The 17,918-nt window shown below is 73.0% G+C and carries 16 protein-coding genes and 1 pseudogene; 10 read left to right on the forward strand and 7 right to left on the reverse strand.

Annotated features, from left to right (window positions below):
• Nucleotides 1–25 precede the first annotated feature (25 nt).
• From ilvD to IE257_RS36160, 5 genes are all read right to left on the reverse strand, one after another.
• Nucleotides 26–1,876: a dihydroxy-acid dehydratase gene (gene ilvD, locus IE257_RS36140; RefSeq protein ID WP_189974089.1), complete on the reverse strand. Its 1,851-nt coding sequence runs from the start codon at nt 1,874–1,876 to the stop codon at nt 26–28.
• A 122-nt stretch (nt 1,877–1,998) separates the two neighbouring features.
• A complete protein-coding gene (locus tag IE257_RS36145; protein WP_189974090.1) occupies nt 1,999–2,628 on the reverse strand; it encodes a TetR/AcrR family transcriptional regulator in 630 nt (209 codons plus the stop codon).
• Nucleotides 2,625–3,473 carry a sugar phosphate isomerase/epimerase family protein gene (locus IE257_RS36150; protein WP_189974091.1) on the reverse strand — a complete coding sequence of 283 codons (849 nt, stop codon included), beginning with the start codon at nt 3,471–3,473 and terminating at the stop codon, nt 2,625–2,627. Before IE257_RS36150 ends, IE257_RS36145 begins: the two co-directional genes overlap by 4 nt.
• Before the next feature lie 62 nt (nt 3,474–3,535).
• On the reverse strand, nt 3,536–3,961 hold the full coding sequence (locus IE257_RS36155) for a DUF3592 domain-containing protein (RefSeq protein ID WP_189974092.1): 426 nt from the start codon (nt 3,959–3,961) through the stop codon (nt 3,536–3,538).
• A 47-nt stretch (nt 3,962–4,008) separates the two neighbouring features.
• On the reverse strand, nt 4,009–4,947 hold the full coding sequence (locus IE257_RS36160) for a Ppx/GppA family phosphatase (RefSeq protein WP_189974093.1): 939 nt from the start codon (nt 4,945–4,947) through the stop codon (nt 4,009–4,011).
• Between the two features lie 63 nt (nt 4,948–5,010).
• Here IE257_RS36160 and IE257_RS36165 point away from each other — a divergent pair, with 63 nt between their 5' ends.
• On the forward strand, nt 5,011–5,883 hold the full coding sequence (locus IE257_RS36165) for a DUF3109 family protein (protein ID WP_372453120.1): 873 nt from the start codon (nt 5,011–5,013) through the stop codon (nt 5,881–5,883).
• A 23-nt stretch (nt 5,884–5,906) separates the two neighbouring features.
• On the opposite strand, the gene IE257_RS36170 is transcribed toward IE257_RS36165, so the two are convergent.
• On the reverse strand, nt 5,907–7,676 hold the full coding sequence (locus tag IE257_RS36170; RefSeq protein WP_189974094.1) for a BACON domain-containing protein: 1,770 nt from the start codon (nt 7,674–7,676) through the stop codon (nt 5,907–5,909).
• Between the two features lie 195 nt (nt 7,677–7,871).
• On the opposite strand from IE257_RS36170, the gene radA reads away from it, so the two are divergent.
• Together radA and disA are read left to right on the forward strand one after the other, a co-directional pair.
• Nucleotides 7,872–9,284, forward strand: a complete 1,413-nt coding sequence (gene radA, locus IE257_RS36175) for a DNA repair protein RadA (RefSeq protein WP_189974095.1) — start codon at nt 7,872–7,874, stop codon at nt 9,282–9,284.
• A 214-nt stretch (nt 9,285–9,498) separates the two neighbouring features.
• On the forward strand, nt 9,499–10,623 hold the full coding sequence (gene disA, locus IE257_RS36180) for a DNA integrity scanning diadenylate cyclase DisA (RefSeq protein ID WP_030727101.1): 1,125 nt from the start codon (nt 9,499–9,501) through the stop codon (nt 10,621–10,623).
• Between the two features lie 23 nt (nt 10,624–10,646).
• On the opposite strand, the gene IE257_RS36185 is transcribed toward disA, so the two are convergent.
• Entirely contained in the window at nt 10,647–11,384 is a 738-nt protein-coding gene (locus IE257_RS36185) for a hypothetical protein (RefSeq protein WP_308279426.1), read from the reverse strand.
• A gap of 303 nt (nt 11,385–11,687) precedes the next feature.
• Between IE257_RS36185 and IE257_RS36190 the strand changes: the two are divergent.
• From IE257_RS36190 to IE257_RS36220, 7 genes and pseudogenes are all read left to right on the forward strand, one after another.
• Nucleotides 11,688–12,104, forward strand: a pseudogene (locus IE257_RS36190) (phosphatase PAP2 family protein); the annotation flags it as partial.
• Entirely contained in the window at nt 12,101–13,087 is a 987-nt protein-coding gene (locus tag IE257_RS36195) for an iron-sulfur binding domain-containing protein (RefSeq protein WP_229920873.1), read from the forward strand. The pseudogene IE257_RS36190 and the gene IE257_RS36195, both read left to right, overlap by 4 nt.
• 174 nt (nt 13,088–13,261) lie before the next feature.
• A complete protein-coding gene (locus IE257_RS36200; protein WP_189974133.1) occupies nt 13,262–13,822 on the forward strand; it encodes a SigE family RNA polymerase sigma factor in 561 nt (186 codons plus the stop codon).
• 35 nt (nt 13,823–13,857) lie between these two features.
• Nucleotides 13,858–14,499, forward strand: coding sequence for a hypothetical protein (locus tag IE257_RS36205; RefSeq protein WP_189974135.1), 642 nt, complete (start codon nt 13,858–13,860; stop codon nt 14,497–14,499).
• A 29-nt stretch (nt 14,500–14,528) separates the two neighbouring features.
• Complete coding sequence (gene cseB / locus IE257_RS36210) at nt 14,529–15,242, forward strand: two-component system response regulator CseB (RefSeq protein WP_189974098.1); 714 nt, start codon at nt 14,529–14,531, stop codon at nt 15,240–15,242.
• Nucleotides 15,239–16,558: a two-component system sensor histidine kinase CseC gene (cseC, locus tag IE257_RS36215; RefSeq protein WP_189974099.1), complete on the forward strand. Its 1,320-nt coding sequence runs from the start codon at nt 15,239–15,241 to the stop codon at nt 16,556–16,558. Before cseB ends, cseC begins: the two co-directional genes overlap by 4 nt.
• 71 nt (nt 16,559–16,629) lie before the next feature.
• Nucleotides 16,630–17,832: a LamG-like jellyroll fold domain-containing protein gene (locus IE257_RS36220; RefSeq protein ID WP_189974100.1), complete on the forward strand. Its 1,203-nt coding sequence runs from the start codon at nt 16,630–16,632 to the stop codon at nt 17,830–17,832.
• Nucleotides 17,833–17,918 lie beyond the last annotated feature (86 nt).

Below are 17,918 nucleotides of genomic sequence, written 5' to 3' on the forward strand. Positions count from 1 at the left end.
CGGAGCCGTTGCCGGAATCCCTGGATCAGCCGAGGAGGCTGACGTCGCGGACCGCGCCCTTGTCGGCGCTGGTGGCCATGGCGGCGTAGGCGCGCAGGGCCGCGGAGACCTTGCGCTCGCGGTTCTTCGGCGCGTAGACGCCGCCGAGGGCCTCGTGGCGGGCGGCGAGGGTGGCCTCGTCGACCAGGACCTCGATGGACCGGTTCGGGATGTCGATGCGGATCCGGTCACCGTCCTCGACGACCGCGATGGTGCCGCCCGAGGCCGCCTCCGGGGAGGCGTGGCCGATGGACAGGCCGGAGGTGCCGCCGGAGAAGCGGCCGTCCGTGACCAGGGCGCAGACCTTGCCGAGGCCGCGGCCCTTGAGGAAGGAGGTCGGGTAGAGCATCTCCTGCATGCCGGGACCGCCGCGCGGGCCCTCGTAGCGGATGACGACGACGTCGCCCGCCTTGATCTCCTTGCGGAGGATCTTGTCGACGGCCTCGTCCTGGGACTCGCAGACCACGGCCGGGCCCTCGAAGGTCCAGATCGACTCGTCGACGCCGGCGGTCTTCACGACGCACCCGTCGACGGCGATGTTGCCGCGCAGCACGGCCAGTCCGCCGTCCTTGGAGTACGCGTGCTGCACCGAGCGGATGCAGCCGCCCTCGGCGTCGAGGTCGAGGGTCTCCCAGCGCTTGGACTGGGAGAAGGCGGTGGCGGAGCGCTCGCAGCCGGGGGCCGCGTGCCACAGCTCCATGGCCGTGTCGGTGGCCGTCCCGGAGCGGGCGTCCCACTTCGCGAGCCAGTCCTCCAGGCCGTCGGAGTGGACGGTGGTGATGTCCTTGTTGAGGAGACCGCCGCGGTGCAGCTCGCCGAGGATGGCGGGGATGCCGCCGGCCCGGTGGATGTCCTCCATGTAGTACGTGCCGCCGGGCGCCACGTTCGGTGCGACCTTGGACAGGCACGGGACGCGGCGCGAGACGGCGTCGATGTCGGTGAGGTCGTACTCCAGGCCCGCTTCCTGGGCTGCGGCCAGCAGGTGCAGGATCGTGTTCGTGGAGCCGCCCATCGCGATGTCGAGGGCCATGGCGTTCTCGAAGGCCTCGCGGGTGGCGATGCTGCGCGGCAGGACGGACTCGTCGCCGTCCTCGTAGTAGCGCTTGGTGATCTCCACGACCGTGCGGCCGGCGTCCTCGTACAGGGCGCGGCGGGCGGTGTGCGTGGCGAGGACCGAACCGTTGCCCGGGAGGGCGAGACCGATGGCCTCGGCGAGGCAGTTCATCGAGTTGGCGGTGAACATGCCCGAACACGAGCCGCAGGTCGGACAGGCGTTCTCCTCGATCCGCAGGACGTCCTCGTCCGAGACGTTCTCGTTGGAGGCGTCGACCATGGCGTCGATCAGGTCGAGCTTGCGGACGGTGCCGTCGACGAGGACGGCCTGCCCGGCCTCCATCGGGCCGCCGGAGACGAAGACGACCGGGATGTTCAGCCGCATCGCGGCCATCAGCATCCCGGGCGTGATCTTGTCGCAGTTGGAGATGCAGATCAGCGCGTCGGCGCAGTGCGCCTCGACCATGTACTCGACCGAGTCCGCGATCAGGTCGCGGGAGGGGAGCGAGTACAGCATGCCGCCGTGGCCCATGGCGATGCCGTCGTCGACCGCGATGGTGTTGAACTCGCGCGGGATCGCACCGGCGGCGCGGATGGCGTCGGAGACGATCCGGCCGACGGGGGCCAGGTGGGTGTGACCGGGGACGAACTCGGTGAAGGAGTTGGCGACCGCGATGATCGGCTTGCCGATGTCCGCGCTCGCTACGCCCGACGCGCGCATCAGCGCACGCGCGCCTGCCATGTTGCGGCCGTGGGTGACGGTGCGGGACCTCAGCTCGGGCATGCGGTTTCACTCCCCATGAGTGCGGCTGTACGGTCAGCCGCGACTGCGGATATGGCTCAGATACGAGGCTACGCCCACCGCCCGCGATCCGGACACCACGTCCGGATGTCGGGACGGCGGGCTCATTCCTCGGTCAGGTACCGCTGGAGCGTGGGCGCAACCAGAGCCACGATCTTCTCCGGGTCGGCGGACGCGAGGGGCTCCACCTGGACCACGTAGCGCAGGATCGCGATGCCGACCATGTGGGAGGCGGCGAGCTCGGCGCGGAAGGTCGGGTCGGGGACGTCGAGGTCGGCGGCGACGCGCTCCAGGAGCCGCCGCAGCACCAGCTGGCGCAGCACCTTCGCGGCGGCCTCGTGCGTGAGCGCGGAGCGGATCACGGCCAGCAGCGGGACCCGGGTGACCGGGTTCTCCCAGACACCGAGGAAGTAGCGGGCGAGGCGCTCGCCGATGCCGTCCGGCCCCTCGCCGATGATCGCGGGGACCACGAGGGCGGGTTCGATGCTGACCTCGATGGCGGCGGCGAAGAGATCGTCCTTGCTGCCGAAGTAGTGGTGGACGAGCGCCGGGTCGACGCCGGCGACCTTCGCGATGCCGCGTACGGACGTCTTGTCGTACCCGCGCTCCGCGAACACCTCGCGGGCGGCGAGCCGGATGCGCTCCTGGGTGCCGGGGCCCTCGTCGGCCTCGTCCTGCCGGGGACGGCCGGGGCCGCGGCGGCGGGGCTTCGGTGCATCGGCGGCGGCCGTCATGGGCGGTGGGCCCCGTCGCGCTCGGACTCGATGGCGGTGGCGGTGGCGGTGGCGAGGTGCAGTCGGGTGAAGGCCAGCGCCTCGGCGAGATCGGCCTCGCGCTCGGCGGAGGACATCGCCCGGCGGGTGTTCACCTCGATCACGACGTGCCCGTCGAACGAGGTCCGCGCCAGGCGCTCCAGGAGCTCGGCGCAGGGCTGCGTACCGCGGCCCGGGACCAGGTGCTCGTCCTTGGCAGATCCGTTGCCGTCGGCGAGGTGGACGTGCGCGAGCCGGTCGCCCATCCGGTCGATCATCGCGGTGGCGTCGGTGCGGGCGGTCGCGGTGTGCGACAGGTCGACCGTGAAGTGCCGGTAGTCGTCCTTGGTCACGTCCCACTCGGGGGCGTACGCGAGCATCTCGCGGTCGCGGTAGCGCCAGGGGTACATGTTCTCCACGGCGAACCGCACGTCGGTCTCGTCGGCCATCCGCCAGATGCCGGTGACGAAGTCCCTCGCGTACTGGCGCTGCCAGCGGAACGGCGGATGCACGACCACGGTGCTCGCCCCGAGCCGCTCGGCCGCCGCCCGGGCGCGCTGCAGCTTGATCCACGGGTCGGTGGACCAGACCCGCTGGGTGATCAGGAGACACGGCGCGTGCACGGCCAGGATCGGCACCCCGTGGTGGTCGGAGAGGCGGCGCAGGGCGTCGACGTCCTGACTGACCGGGTCCGTCCAGACCATGACCTCGACGCCGTCGTACCCCAGGCGCGCGGCGATCTCGAAGGCGGTCGCCGTCGACTCCGGATAGACGGAGGCGGTGGAGAGGGCGACTTTCGCGGTCGGGACACGGACTGGTTCTGCCACGGGGACAGGGTACGGGCCCACGGCGGCGCCCGACCGTGACGGCGGCCACGCGGGGGAGGCCGTCACAGGGTGATCAGCCGGACGAGCAACACGATCACCGTGCCCGCCGTGAAGATCGACCCCAGCACGGTGAAGAGCAGATCGACGGTCCGCGCGTCCCAGCCCACGACCTCGAAACGGCGGGGCTTCTCCGGGTCGTAGCGGACCGTGACGCTCGCTCCCACCCGATAGGCGTGTCCGACCGAGCCGCGACCGAACCTGGACGAGTACGCGTGCTCGCGCCCGTCCCGCGAGGTCCAGGCCGCGACCGGGTGGTAGTACGTGGCGCCTTCGTCCCCCTTGCTCACTTCGTGGCGCACGATCCGGCCCACTGCGGTGACGCCGTCGCGCCGCAGCAGAGCGGCACGGCGCAGGCCGTAGGTGCCGATGCCGAGGAAGGCGACGCCGAGCGTCAGCGGTATGAGGGAGAAGAGCCATTCGCGTCCCATGATCTGTGCGACGCGTCCGCCCGAGTTCCGGTTGCGACCCGGCCGGATCAGACCCCCGGCGCCGGCATGTGGTCCAGGCGGCGCAGGATCATGCCCTCGCGCAGGGCCCACGGGCAGATCTCCAGTTCCTCCACGCCGAAGAGGTCCATCGTGGCCTCCGCCACCAGCGCACCCGCCAGGAGCTGGTTCGACCGCCCCTCCGAGACGCCGGGGAGCGCCGAGCGCTGGGCCGTGGTCATCGCCGCCAGGCGCGGGACCCACTCCTCCAGGGACTTGCGGCTCAGGTCCCGCTGCACGTACAGGCCGTCCGCCGAGCGCGCCGCGCCCGCGATGCGGGCCAGCTGCTTGAAGGTCTTCGAGGTGGCCACCACGTGGTCCGGCGCGCCGAAGCGGCGGAACTCGCCGACCGTGCGGGCGATCTCCGCCCGCACGTGCCGTCGCAGCGCCCGGATGTCCAGCGCGTCCGGCGGGTCGCCCGGAAGCCAGCCCGAGGTGAGGCGGCCCGCGCCGAGCGGGAGGGAGACGGCCGCGTCCGGGTCCTCGTCGATGCCGTACGCGATCTCCAGCGAGCCGCCGCCGATGTCCAGGACCAGCAGCTTCCCTGCGGACCAGCCGAACCAGCGGCGGGCCGCGAGGAAGGTGAGCCGGGCCTCGTCCTCGCCGCTCAGCACCGGCAGGTCGACTCCGGTCTCGGCCTTGACCCGCGCGAGGACCTCGTCCGCGTTCGTGGCCTCGCGCACGGCGCTGGTCGCGAAGGGCAGGACGTCCTCGCACCCCTTGTCCTCGGCGGCCTGCACCGCGTCGCCGATCACCGAGACGAGACGCTCGACGCCGTCGGGCGTCACCGCGCCCGCCTCGTCGAGCAGCTGCGCCAGCCTCATCTCCACCTTGTGCGAGTGCGCCGGCTGCGGGCGCGCGCCGGGGTGCGCGTCCACCACCAGCAGATGGACCGTATTCGAACCCACATCCAGCACACCGAGTCTCATAGGGGGAAACGCTACTGCGAGGAAGACTCGGGGGTTGAGTAAGGGGCGCATAGGCTTGGGTTTGTGCCAAATACGAAGAAGGCCAACAAGACCCGGTCGCAGAAGGACACGGGCAAGGACACCGCCAAGGCCAAGGGCGGCAAGGACAAGGGCGGCCAAGCCAAGGGCGGCAAGGGCAAGGCCGCGCTCGTGGCCGACGAGAAGGGGCTCGACTTCCCCCGGGCCTGGGTGGAATTCCCCGATCCCGCCGACGACGAGCAGGTCTTCCGCTGTGACCTGACCTGGCTCACCTCCCGCTGGACCTGCATCTTCGGCAGCGGCTGCCAGGGCATCCAGGTGGGCCGGGCGTCCGACGGCTGCTGCACGCTCGGCGCGCACTTCTCCGACGAGGACGACGAGAAGCGCGTCGCGGAGCACGTGGCCCGGCTGACGCCCGAGCTGTGGCAGTTCCACGACGTCGGCAGCGAGAGCGGATGGACGCAGCACGACGACGACGGGGAGAAGCAGACCCGCCGCTGGGACGGCGCGTGCATCTTCCTGAACCGGCCGGGCTTCCCCGCCGGCGCCGGCTGTTCCCTGCACATCCTGGCGCTCAAGAGTGGCCAGGAGCCGCTGGAGACCAAGCCCGACGTCTGCTGGCAGCTGCCGATCCGGCGCACCTACGAGTGGATCGACCGGCCCGACGACACCCGCGTGCTGCAGGTGTCGATCGGTGAGTACGACCGCCGCGGCTGGGGCCCGGGCGGCCACGACCTGCACTGGTGGTGCACGTCGGCCACCTCGGCGCACGGTGCCGGGCAGCCGGTGTACGTGTCGTACCGCCCCGAGCTGACGGAGCTGATGGGCAAGGAGGGGTACGACGCGCTCGTGGAGCTGTGCGAGGCGCGGCTCGCCTCGCTGCTGCCGATGGCCCCGCACCCCGCGGATCCCGCCTGACCCGGCCGAAGCCCGGCCCGGCCTCAGGCGCCCGATGACCCCGACGGGGCCGGGTCCGGGGCCGGGGAAACCGTTCCGCCCGTGCCCTCCGTCGGGGACGGTGCGGGTGTCGGGGACGGCGGCGGGATCGTCGGCTCCGTCGGGGACGGGGTCGGCGTGGTCGGCTGCGTCGGGTCCGGCGAGGGCTCCGGGGTCGCGGGCTGCGTCGGGTTCCGGGTGGGCGCGGGCGTCGACGCCGGGCGGCCCCGGCCCTGGATGGAGACCACCGCGCCGCTGGGGTCGACCCCGACCCGGGCCGCCCAGGCGCCGACGGGCTGGGCCTCGGGGTCCACGACGATGCGCAGGGTGACCGATTCTCCTGGGGCCAGCGTGCCCGCGGTCCGGCTCGCGCGCAGCCAGGGCGCGTCGGACCAGAGCCGCCAGTCGACCGGGGCGCCACCGGAGGCGGTGAGGGTGAGCAGGGTGACGGATCCCTGCGAGGACGCGGCCACGGCGAGGCGGCCGGCGCCGCCGGGCTGGTCGGGGGTGGCCGGCGGGCCGCTGCTGATCACCTCGACGGAGACGTCGGAGGCGGTGTCGCTCTGGGCGAAGCCCGGGCCGCCGGTCGTGGTGGCGGCGTTCCCGGCGTTCTCGTAGGCGGTGAGCGGGCGGCCGTCGGTCCGCGCGGTCGGGAGCTCGGACTCGCTGGCGGAGATACGGGTGGCGTCGCCGGGCTCGCCCGTGTCCGGGCCGCCCCGGTACGCGGCCCACAGCGCCAGGACGGGGGCGGCGACGACGGTGGCGACCACGGTGGTGGTCACCACCCGGGCGCGCAGCCGGTCGCGGCGGGCCGCGCGGTCCTTGGGGTCCATGGGGAAGCCGGTGCGGTCGAAGCGCGGGGCGGCTCCGCCGCGGCCGCGGCCCCGGCCCGAGCGGAGCATCGCGGCGTGGACGGCGGTACGGGGGGCCGGTACCAGGGGAAGGGCGGCGGTGTTGAGGCCGCCGGAGCCGGGCCAGGGGCCGGCGGCGCCGACGCGTTCGGCCACGCGGCGGCACCGGGGGCAGTCGTCGACGTGCCGGACGAGCTCGGCGCGCAGGGTGCTGGAGAGCAGGACGTTGCCGTCGCCGCCGTCACCGTCGTCACCGGTGAGCCGGGAGACGCCGGGGCAGTTGCCGGTCTCCACGACGGCAAGGGCGGCGCGGGTGCGCTCCACCTCGCAGGCGGCGCCGGAGAGCAGTTCGCGGGCGGCGGCCGCGGGGGTGCCGAGCACGGCGGCGAGTTCGGGGACACCGAGGCGGTGGCGGACGGCGAGTTCGAGGGCCTCGCGCTGCTCGGGTGTGGTGCCGGCTGCTTCGGGCCAGGCGAGCCGGGCCAGCTCGGTGCGGCGGTAGGCGCTGACGTCAAGCGGCCGGTGGGCCTCCGGGCCTCGTCCGGGGCCGGTGTCACCACCCGGCGCACGGCGGCGCTCGGTGTGCTCCGGCGCACGCCGGGCGGAATGCGCTCCCTGCCGTGCGCGCCGCTGCTCCGCCAGCCGGTGCAGGCAGCCCCAGCGCGCGAGCGCGTAGAGCCAGGCGCGCCGGTCCCCCTCGTCGGGGCAGCGGCCCGGGTGCCGCTCGGCGACGGCGAGGACGTCCCCGAGCACGTCGGTCGCGGTGTCGTGGTCGCACAGGACCGACAGGCAGTACGTGAACAGGCCGTCCAGGTAGGGCTCGTGCCGGAACGACGGCGGCTGCTCGCCCTCGTGGGGCGTGCGCCCGTGCGCCCGGTGTGCGCCGGTGTGCGCTGAGGAGTGTGCCTGGTTGCTGCTGTTCACCTGGCGACCGTAGGCGGCACCCCGGTGACGCTCTGGAAGCCTTCACCACATTTAGCCCTTACGGGTGAACAGATCGGTGAGGCGCTGACGCAGGCCCTGACGCGGTACGCCCACGGGCACGCCGGAAGGCACCCGGGGACCCCGCGACCGCCACCGCGGTCCGGTCTGTCGGTGGGGGCGGCTACCGTGAGCGCCATGGCTGCCCGCACCGCTCGTTCATCCGCCAAGGACCGGCCGTCCTACCGCTGCACCGATTGCGGCTGGACGACCGCCAAGTGGCTCGGCCGCTGTCCCGAGTGCCAGGCCTGGGGCACCGTCGAGGAGATGGGCGCGCCGGCCGTGCGGACCACCGCCGCCGGCCGGGTCTCCACCGCCGCCCTGCCGATCGCCCAGGTCGACGGCCGGACGGCGACCGCCCGCAGCACCGGCGTGGACGAGCTGGACCGCGTCCTCGGCGGCGGGCTCGTGCCCGGCGCCGTCGTACTGCTCGCCGGTGAGCCCGGCGTCGGCAAGTCGACGCTGCTGCTGGACGTCGCGGCGAAGGCGGCCAGCGACGAGCACCGCACGCTGTACGTGACGGGCGAGGAGTCGGCGAGCCAGGTGCGGCTGCGGGCCGACCGGATCAACGCGCTCAGCGATCACCTCTACCTGGCCGCCGAGACGGACCTGTCCGCCGTGCTCGGGCACCTCGACGCCGTGAAGCCGTCCCTGCTGATCCTGGACTCCGTACAGACCGTCGCCTCCCCCGAGATCGACGGCGCGCCCGGCGGCATGGCCCAGGTGCGCGAAGTGGCCGGAGCGCTGATCCGGGCCTCCAAGGAGCGGGGGATGTCCACCCTCCTCGTCGGCCACGTGACCAAGGACGGGGCCATCGCCGGTCCCCGTCTCCTGGAGCACCTCGTCGATGTCGTACTGAGCTTCGAGGGCGACCGGCACGCCCGGCTGCGGCTGGTGCGCGGCATCAAGAACCGGTACGGGGCCACCGACGAGGTCGGCTGCTTCGAGCTGCACGACGAGGGGATCACCGGTCTCGCCGATCCGAGCGGGCTGTTCCTGACCCGGCGGGCCGAGGCCGTGCCCGGCACCTGCCTGACCGTGACGCTGGAGGGGAAGCGCCCGCTGGTCGCCGAGGTGCAGGCGCTGACCGTGGACTCGCAGATCCCCTCTCCCCGGCGCACGACCTCCGGCCTGGAGACCTCGCGCGTCTCGATGATGCTGGCGGTGCTGGAGCAGCGCGGCCGGATCACGGCGCTCGGCAAGCGCGACATCTACAGCGCCACGGTGGGCGGGGTGAAGCTCACCGAGCCGGCCGCCGACCTGGCGATCGCGCTCGCGCTGGCCTCCGCCGCCAGTGACGTCCCGCTGCCGAAGAACCTCGTGGCGATCGGTGAGGTCGGCCTGGCCGGCGAGGTGCGGCGGGTCACCGGCGTGCAGCGGCGGCTGGCGGAGGCGCACCGGCTGGGGTTCACCCACGCGCTGGTCCCGGCGGATCCGGGCAAGGTGCCGGCCGGGATGAAGGTCATCGAGGTGGCCGACATGGGCGACGCGCTACGGGTGTTGCCGCGCGGCCGGTCCCGTACGCCGGCCCGGGAGCGGTCCGCGGAGTAACCGCCCCCGGGGCGCCCCGGGGACGCCCCGGCTCGTCCCCGGGCGAACGATCCGCTGGTCAGGGGGTCCGTACGAGGCCCTCGCGCGCCGCACCCGGACAAGCCACGGCGGGGCCGCGGCGCGCGCCGGTAGACTTCGGGATGGTCCGCCCGGCCGTACGCACGTCCTCGTGCCCGCGGCGCAGGGCGGCGCAACCCGCGACCGGAGGAGTGCAGTGGCAGCCAAGGACGGGGCAGCAGCATCCGGAAAGTCGGGCGCAAGCTCCAAGCAGGAGGCCATGATGCGCGCCTCGCTGAGCGCGGTCGCACCTGGTCAGCCGCTGCGTGACGGCTTGGAACGGATCGTCCGCGGCAACACCGGCGGGCTCATCGTCCTCGGCATGGACAAGAGCGTCGAGGCGATGTGCACCGGCGGCTTCGTCCTGGACGTGGAGTTCACCGCGACCCGGCTGCGCGAGCTGTGCAAGCTCGACGGCGCGCTCATCCTCGACAAGGACATCACCAAGATCCTCCGGGCCGGTGTGCAGCTGGTGCCCGACGCGTCGATCCCGACGGAGGAGACGGGCACGCGCCACCGCACGGCCGACCGCGTCTCCAAGCAGTGCGGCTTCCCGGTGGTGTCGGTGTCGCAGTCGATGCGGCTGATCGCGCTGTACGTGGACGGGGAGCGGCGGGTCCTGGAGGAGTCCGGGGCGATCCTGTCCCGGGCGAACCAGGCACTGGCCACGCTGGAGCGGTACAAGCTGCGCCTCGACGAGGTCGCGGGCACGCTGTCGGCGCTGGAGATCGAGGACCTGGTCACGGTCCGCGACGTGACGGCCGTCGCGCAGCGGCTGGAAATGGTCCGCCGCATCGCGACCGAGATCGCCGAGTACGTGGTCGAACTGGGCACGGACGGGCGACTGCTGTCGCTGCAGCTGGACGAGCTGACGGTCGGGATCGAGCAGGAGCGGGAGCTGGTCATCCGGGACTACGTGCCGGAGCCGACGGCGAAGCGTTCCCGCACGGTGGACGAGGCGCTGGCGGAGCTGGACGCGCTGACCCATCCGGAGCTGCTGGAACTGGCGATCGTGGCGCGGGCGCTCGGGTACACCGGCTCTCCGGAGACCCTGGACTCGGCGGTGTCGCCGCGCGGCTACCGGCTGCTGGCGAAGGTGCCGAGGCTGCCGGGCGCGATCATCGAGCGGCTCGTGGAGCACTTCGGCGGGCTGCAGAAGCTGCTCGCCGCGAGCGTCGACGACCTGCAGGCCGTGGACGGGGTGGGCGAGGCCCGTGCCCGCAGCGTCCGCGAGGGCCTGTCCCGCCTGGCCGAGTCGTCCATCCTGGAGCGGTACGTCTAGGCTGCGCCGCCGAGCCGGACGGCCTAGTCCTGCTTCAGGACGAATGAGGTTCGGGCCACCGGCATGCCCGGAGCCTTGACCTCGACCACATAGGTGTCGGGAGCCGCGGACCCCGCCGGAGGCGTCTGGCACTGGTCGGCCGCGCTGAAGCGGCGGTCCCAGTCCAGCGACTGCTTGGTCTCGCCCTGCGCCGGGACGCGGAAGAAGGCGTTGCCCGCGCCCGCCGGGCAGTCCGCCGAGGACCACACCGCCTTACTGCTGCTCGCCTGAAGGATCGTCAGGACGGCCTGCTTCGGGCCGAGGTCGACCTTGCAGGTGGTTCCGGAAGTGTTGCGGGCGACCAGTTCGAGGCGGGGCTTCTCGTTCGCCTCGTACTCGTTCTTGGCGCTCTTGACCTCCCACTGCAGCGCACCCGACGCGCAGGTGGGCAGCGGGGAGTCCGCCGGGACCTGGGCGGGGCCGCCCGCGGCGCCGCCGGAACCGGAGCCGCCGTTCGAGGCCGTGCCGCTGCCCGGTTCGCCGTTCTTGCCCGCGCCGCCCGTGGATCCACCCTCGGAGCCGGCGGTTCCGCCGCTGCCCGACTCGGGGCGCCCGCCGGGGGCCGCGCTGATCGCGGGTCCGGTGCCGGCCGGACCCGGGGTGATCGAGGCGACCGGGTCGGGGCCGCCCTGGCCCTTTCCGTTCGTACTCGTCCTCCCCCCACCGGAACTGACGGTCCATACGGCGAGGAGCGCGAGGAGCGCGACAACGGAAGCCAGCACAGCCCTCCGTCGCCAGTAGATGGAGGAGGGGAGCGGCCCGACCGGATTGCGCAGAGATCCCACGGACGGAACTTTACGAGAGTTCGCGACCCGATCAGTGCCCCACATGCCGCGCGGTGCACTCGATTTGCCGATGATCATCCTGCGGGCGCAACCGCCGGCATCGAGATCCGGCCAAAGGGCTGACGCGGAGATTAAGCCGCTTTGAGTACGTTCGGTAAGCATGGACAGTTCCGACCCCTACCGCGCCGTCATCGATTTTCGCCCACTGGACACCCTCATGGGTGCAATCGTCCTTCGAGACAGTCCGCGGTGGACGAGGAGCGGCCCTGCCGCGCCGTCGTCGGGGCCGCCGCCTCCCTGGTGCCCTGCCCCGGGCCGGGCGACTGGTCGTTCCCCAGCAACCACGCGGTCCTCGCGGGCGCCGCCGCCGTGGCCCTGACCATGGCCGTACGCCGGCTCGCGCTGCTGACCGTGCCGCTCGCGCTGCTGATGGCCTTCTCCCGGGTCTTCGTGGGCGTGCACTACCCGCACGACGTGGCGTTCGGCCTGCTGCTCGGTGGTTCGGCCGCAGCCCTCGTCGTCCTCGCGCTCACCGGTCCGACGGCTGCGGTCATCACCGCCGCGCGGACGGGCGCGGTCCCGGCCGTCGTGTGGTTCACCGGTCCCGGTCCGGCGCGCCGAGGCATGCGAAACGTGCCAGGATGCCGTCTGCCATGACTGCATCTCCCGCTTCCTCCACGGCCGTATCCCCCGACTCCTCCCACGCGCTGCACTCCCCCGTCATCGCGTGGTTCGACGAGCACGCCCGCGACCTGCCCTGGCGCCGCCCCGAGGCCGGCCCCTGGGGGGTCATGGTCAGCGAGTTCATGCTCCAGCAGACACCCGTCAGCCGGGTCCTGCCGGTCTACGAGCAGTGGCTCGCCCGGTGGCCCCGCCCCGCGGACCTGGCCGCCGAGGCCCCCGGCGAGGCCGTACGGGCCTGGGGGCGGCTCGGCTACCCGCGCCGCGCGCTGCGGCTGCACGGCGCGGCCGTCGCCATAACGGAGCGGCACGGTGGCGACGTACCGCGGGAGCACGCGCAGTTGCTGGCGCTGCCCGGGATCGGCGAGTACACGGCGGCGGCCGTGGCCTCCTTCGCGTACGGGCAGCGGCACGCCGTCCTCGACACGAACGTCCGGCGGGTCTTCGCCCGCACCGCGACCGGGGTCGAATACCCGCCGAACGCGACGACCGCCGCCGAGCGGCGCCTGGCCCGGACCCTGCTGCCCGAGGACGAGGACACCGCGGCCCGCTGGGCGGCGGCCTCGATGGAGCTCGGCGCCCTGGTGTGCACCGCCAAGAGCCCCGACTGCGCGCGCTGCCCGGTGGCCGGACTGTGCGCGTGGCGCCTCGCGGGCAAGCCCGCGCACGAGGGCCCGCCGCGGCGCGGGCAGACGTACGCCGGGACCGACCGGCAGGTGCGCGGGAAGCTCCTCGCCGTACTCCGGGAGGCGGTGGGCGCCGTTCCGCAGGCCGTCCTCGACACGGTCTGGGACGAGCCGGTGCAGCGGGCCCGGGCGCTGGACGGGCTGGTCTCCGACGGGCTGGTGGAACCCCTGGACGGAGGCCTATACCGGCTCCCGCAGACGGCACCCGGGGCAGCCCCGCAGGCAGCCCCGCAGGCAGCCCCCCGGCCCGCCCCCGCACCCGGTCGAAGCTGACTCGAAGATTCCGCTTACTGCCGTGAACTCGCAGCTCACGGGGGTTGTTACACAACCTATGGGTGTCCGTGCGTCCACCGAAGGCTGGCTCGCACAGGCCCGTGACAACCCCTCCGTACCTTCGAATCCGTAAGGCAGCGGATGAGCGGGTGGACGGTAGCGGAGGCGGTCGAGATGGCGCACGGTGAGGTACTCGAATTCGAAGAGTACGTACGCACCCGGCAGGACGCACTGCTGCGCAGCGCCCGGCGCCTGGTCCCGGACCCCACCGACGCCCAGGACCTCCTGCAGACCGCGCTCGTGCGCACCTACGGCCGCTGGGACGGCATCGCCGACAAGTCCCTGGCCGACGCCTACCTGCGCCGCGTCATGATCAACACCCGCACCGAGTGGTGGCGCGCCCGCAAGCTCGACGAGGTCCCCACCGACCAGCTCCCCGACGCATCGGTCGAGGACGGCTCCGACCAGCGCGCCGACCGCGCCCTCCTCATGGACATCCTCAAGGTTCTCGCGCCCAAGCAGCGCAGCGTGGTCGTGCTGCGACACTGGGAGCAGATGAGCACCGAGGAAACGGCCGCGGCGCTCGGAATGTCGGCGGGAACCGTGAAGAGCACTCTGCACCGCGCGCTGGCCCGCCTCCGGCAGGAGCTGGAGAGCCGGGACCTGGACATGCGTGCGCTGGAGCGCGGTGACCACACCATGCGGTACGAGGGGCGTGAGCGGTGCGCGGCCTGAACGGCCAAGGTTTGTCCGGAGGTTCTCTGGTGCTGATGTCGGCGGGGACGGTCGTCCTCGTCGGCACAGCCGTGTTCGCGGTCGGGTGCGCCACCGGCGGCACCGGTCTGCGCGACGGCGGCCCGGCCCGCACCGATGCCGTGTCCAGAACCACCCCCTCGGGAGCCTCCCCCGAGGACTCCTCCGCGGCCTCGGCCGCCGCGTCGGGGCAGGCGCTGAAGAAGGTCGACCCCGTTGCGCTGCTGATGAAGGACCCCAAGGTCGGCAACGAGGTCAAACGCGACCTCAAGCCGTGCTCGGGCAAGGAGTACCCGGTGGACGTGAGCTACGGGAAGGTCACCGGAGGCCCCGTCGCCGACATCGTCATCAACGTCCTGTCCTGCGCCGACGCCCTGGGGCGCGGCACCTACGTGTACCGGGCGGACGGCGGCGCGTACGAGAATGTGTTCGCGGACGAACAGCCACCCGTCTACGCGGAGATCGACCGGGGCGACCTGGTCGTCACGAAGCAGGTCTACGGAAAGAGCGACGCGCTCGCCTATCCGTCGGGCGAGGACGTGATCACGTACCGCTGGAACGGGGAGAAGTTCACCGAGCAGGACCGAGTTCACTCGGAGTACAGCAACGTGGTCGACGGCGGAGTCCAGCCCGCCCCGGTCACGAGTCAGAAGAACTGAGCACAGAAGAACCGAGGCGAGGCTCCCGCATGGCCGAGACCCATGTCCTGTTCGTCGAGGACGACGACGTCATCCGTGAGGCCACGACCCTGGCGCTGGAACGCGACGGGTTCGTGGTCACGGCCATGCCCGACGGCCTGTCCGGCCTGGAGTCCTTCCGCGCGAACCGGCCCGACATCGCGCTGCTGGACGTGATGGTCCCGGGCATGGACGGCGTCAGCCTGTGCCGCCGCATCCGCGACGAGTCCACCGTTCCGGTGATCATGCTCTCCGCGCGCGCCGACTCCATCGACGTGGTGCTGGGCCTGGAGGCGGGCGCCGACGACTACGTCACCAAGCCCTTCGACGGATCCGTCCTCGTCGCCCGGATCCGCGCCGTCCTGCGCCGCTTCGACCACTCGGGCGGCCCGCAGAACGGCGGCCCGAACGGGGCCGACAACGGCTCGGACGGCGAGCGCGGCGTGCTCTCCTTCGGCGACCTGGAGGTGGACACCGAGGGCATGGAGGTCCGCCGGGCGGGCGCCGCCGTGGCACTGACGCCGACCGAGATGCGGCTGCTGCTGGAGTTCTCCTCCGCGCCCGGCACCGTCCTGTCGCGCGACCGCCTGCTGGAGCGGGTCTGGGACTACGACTGGGGCGGCGACACCCGCGTCGTGGACGTCCACGTCCAGCGCCTGCGCACCAAGATCGGCCAGGACCGGATCGAAACGGTCCGGGGCTTCGGATACAAACTCAAGGCATGAGACGGTTCACCCTCCGCACGGGGATCCGCTGGAAGATCACACTCGCCATCGCGGCCGTGGGCGCCCTCGTCACGGTCGCGCTGAGCCTGGTGGTGCACAGCGCTGCCCGCGTGTCGATGCTGGAGAGCGCGCGCGAGGTGCAGCTGGAGCGCGTGCAGTTCATCTCCCGCAATGCCGAGGCCGGGCGCAAACCGCCCATGGGTGCCAAGCTCAACGATCCCGAACTGCCCTCCGAACTGCGGCACAAGGCGCAGTCGGGCCGGCGCGGGACCTACATCCAGGAGCGGCCGCGCGGCGGGCTGCCCGAGGTGTGGGCCGCCGTACCGCTCGGGAACGGGCAGGTGCTGTCGCTGCACACCCCGTTCCGGGAGAGCGTCAATCTGCTCCCCGACCTGGACCGGGCCCTGGTCATCGGCGGACTGTCCGCCGTGATCGCCGGCTCGGCGCTCGGCGTGCTCATCGGCGGACAGATCTCGCGCAGGCTGCGCAAGGCCGCCGCCGCCGCGCAGCGGGTGGCGCACGGCGATCCCGACGTACGCGTCCGGGACGCGGTCGGTGGCGTCGTCCGCGACGAGACGGACGACCTCGCGCGGGCCGTGGACGCCATGGCCGACGCCCTCCAGCAGCGGCTGGAGGCCGAGCGGCGGGTGACCGCGGACATCGCGCACGAGCTGCGGACCCCGGTCACCGGCCTGCTCACGGCGGCGGAACTGCTGCCCCCGGGGCGGCCGACCGAGCTGGTGCGGGACCGGGTACAGGCGCTGCGCGCGCTGGTCGAGGACGTACTGGAAGTGGCCCGGCTGGACAGTGCGTCGGAGCGGGCGGAGCTCCAGGACGTGGCGCTGGGCGAGTTCGTGAGCCGTCGGGTCGCGTCGCTGATGCCGGAGGCGACCGTACGGGTCGTCGCGGACGAGATCGTCAGCACCGACCCGCGGCGCCTGGAGCGGATCCTGGGCAACCTGCTGGCCAATGCTGCGCGCTACGGGCAGCCGCCGGTCCAGGTCGACGTCGAGGGCCGGGTCGTACGGGTCCGGGACCACGGGCCGGGCTTCCCGGAGGCTCTGCTGCGCGAGGGGCCGAGCCGCTTCCGCACCGGGTCGACGGACCGTGCGGGCGTGGGGCACGGGCTGGGGCTGACCATTGCGGAGGGCCAGGCGCGGGTGCTGGGCGCCCGGCTGACGTTCCGTAACGTGGCCGCCCGCGGCGGCGTGGAGCGCGAGGGCGCGGCGGCGGGGGCGGTGGCGGTGCTGTGGCTGCCGGAGCACGCGCCGACGGCGACGGGCAGCTTCCCGACCCTGAAGCCGCCGCAGGGCTGAACCGGGGCGGGTCGGACGGGACGGGGACCGGGCCGTACCCACTCGGGGGTCCGTGACTTAGCATCCGTGGCATGACCGACGGTACGAATCCCCCGAGCCACCCGCAGCCCGAGCCCGCCCCGGGGAGCGGCGGATACGGGTTCCCGCCGGGACCGCCCGCACAGGGCGGCTACGGCTATCCGTCCTCCGCCGGGAGCTACGGCTACCCCCCGGCCGGGCAGCAGCCGAACCCGTACCAGCAGGACCCGTACCAGCAGCCGGACCCGTACCAGCAGCACGACGCGTACCAGCAGCCGGACGCGGGCGGCGGTCAGCAGTGGCCTCCGGCCCCGGCCCAGCCGGGCTTCACGCGGCTGGCCGGTCCGGACCTGCCCGGCGCGTCCGAGCCGGTCGACTGGGAGGCCATGGCCGACCGCTCCGCGGCGGAGCGGCGCAAGAAGCGGCTGTGGATGCTCGGCGGCGGCATAACCGTCCTCGCGCTGCTGGCCGGCGGCGGAACGTTCTTCCTGATGGGCAGCGGCGACGACGGGGGCCAGCCGGACGCCCAGCCCACGAACTCCTCCTCGCCCGAGCCGGAGGACTCGAAGTCGCCGGGCGGCTACACCGCCACCGTCGCGGGTGACGACACCCTGCTGCGCGACAGCTACGGCAGCATGGGCATGCGGCTCGGCCCCGACCTCAAGGTCGGCCCGCTGGGCAAGCGGTTCCAGGTCGTGGGCCGGGGCAACGGGAACTCGTGGGCGCAGTCCGCGGAGCCGGTCGTGGACGTGACGAAGAGCTTCACCGTGACGGCGCGGGCCTACAACTCCGCCGCCAAGGGCTCGCGGATCGTCATGAGCCAGGGCGACGGGGAGTCGTTCTCCTTCGAGCTCGGCGTGAACGAGGTCAACGGCAAGCAGGCCTGGATCTTCCGCGTGCAGACGGGCGACAAGGGCGCCGCGGCCACCACGCGGACCGTCACCGCCGAGGGGCTCAGCATGGTGAAGACCCCCACGCTGCTGATGGCCACCTACGACGCCGAGAAGAAGGCCATCGCGCTCTACGTGGACGGCAAGAAGGCCGGCGAGACCCCGGTGCCGCCCATCTGGCAGGCCCCCGGTCCGCTCCAGCTCGGCCGGTCCAAGCACCACAACATCTGGACCGGTCCGTGGCAGGGCGCCCTGCACAACATCAAGGTCTACGACATGGCCTTCACGGCGGAGCAGGCCGCCGGGTACAAGGAGGGGAAGCTCGAACCAGCGCCGAAGCCGACCCATGCCTGGCTGCTCACCTGATCGGTGAGCAGGGCGGGTCGGCCGGTACGACGTGCGCCGCGGGGGCGGCGGTCGAGAGGGGTCAGGCAGGCCTGACGGTCGAACGC

The sequence above is a fragment of the Streptomyces avidinii genome, assembly GCF_014650695.1.
Taxonomy (GTDB): Bacteria; Actinomycetota; Actinomycetes; order Streptomycetales; family Streptomycetaceae; genus Streptomyces; species Streptomyces avidinii.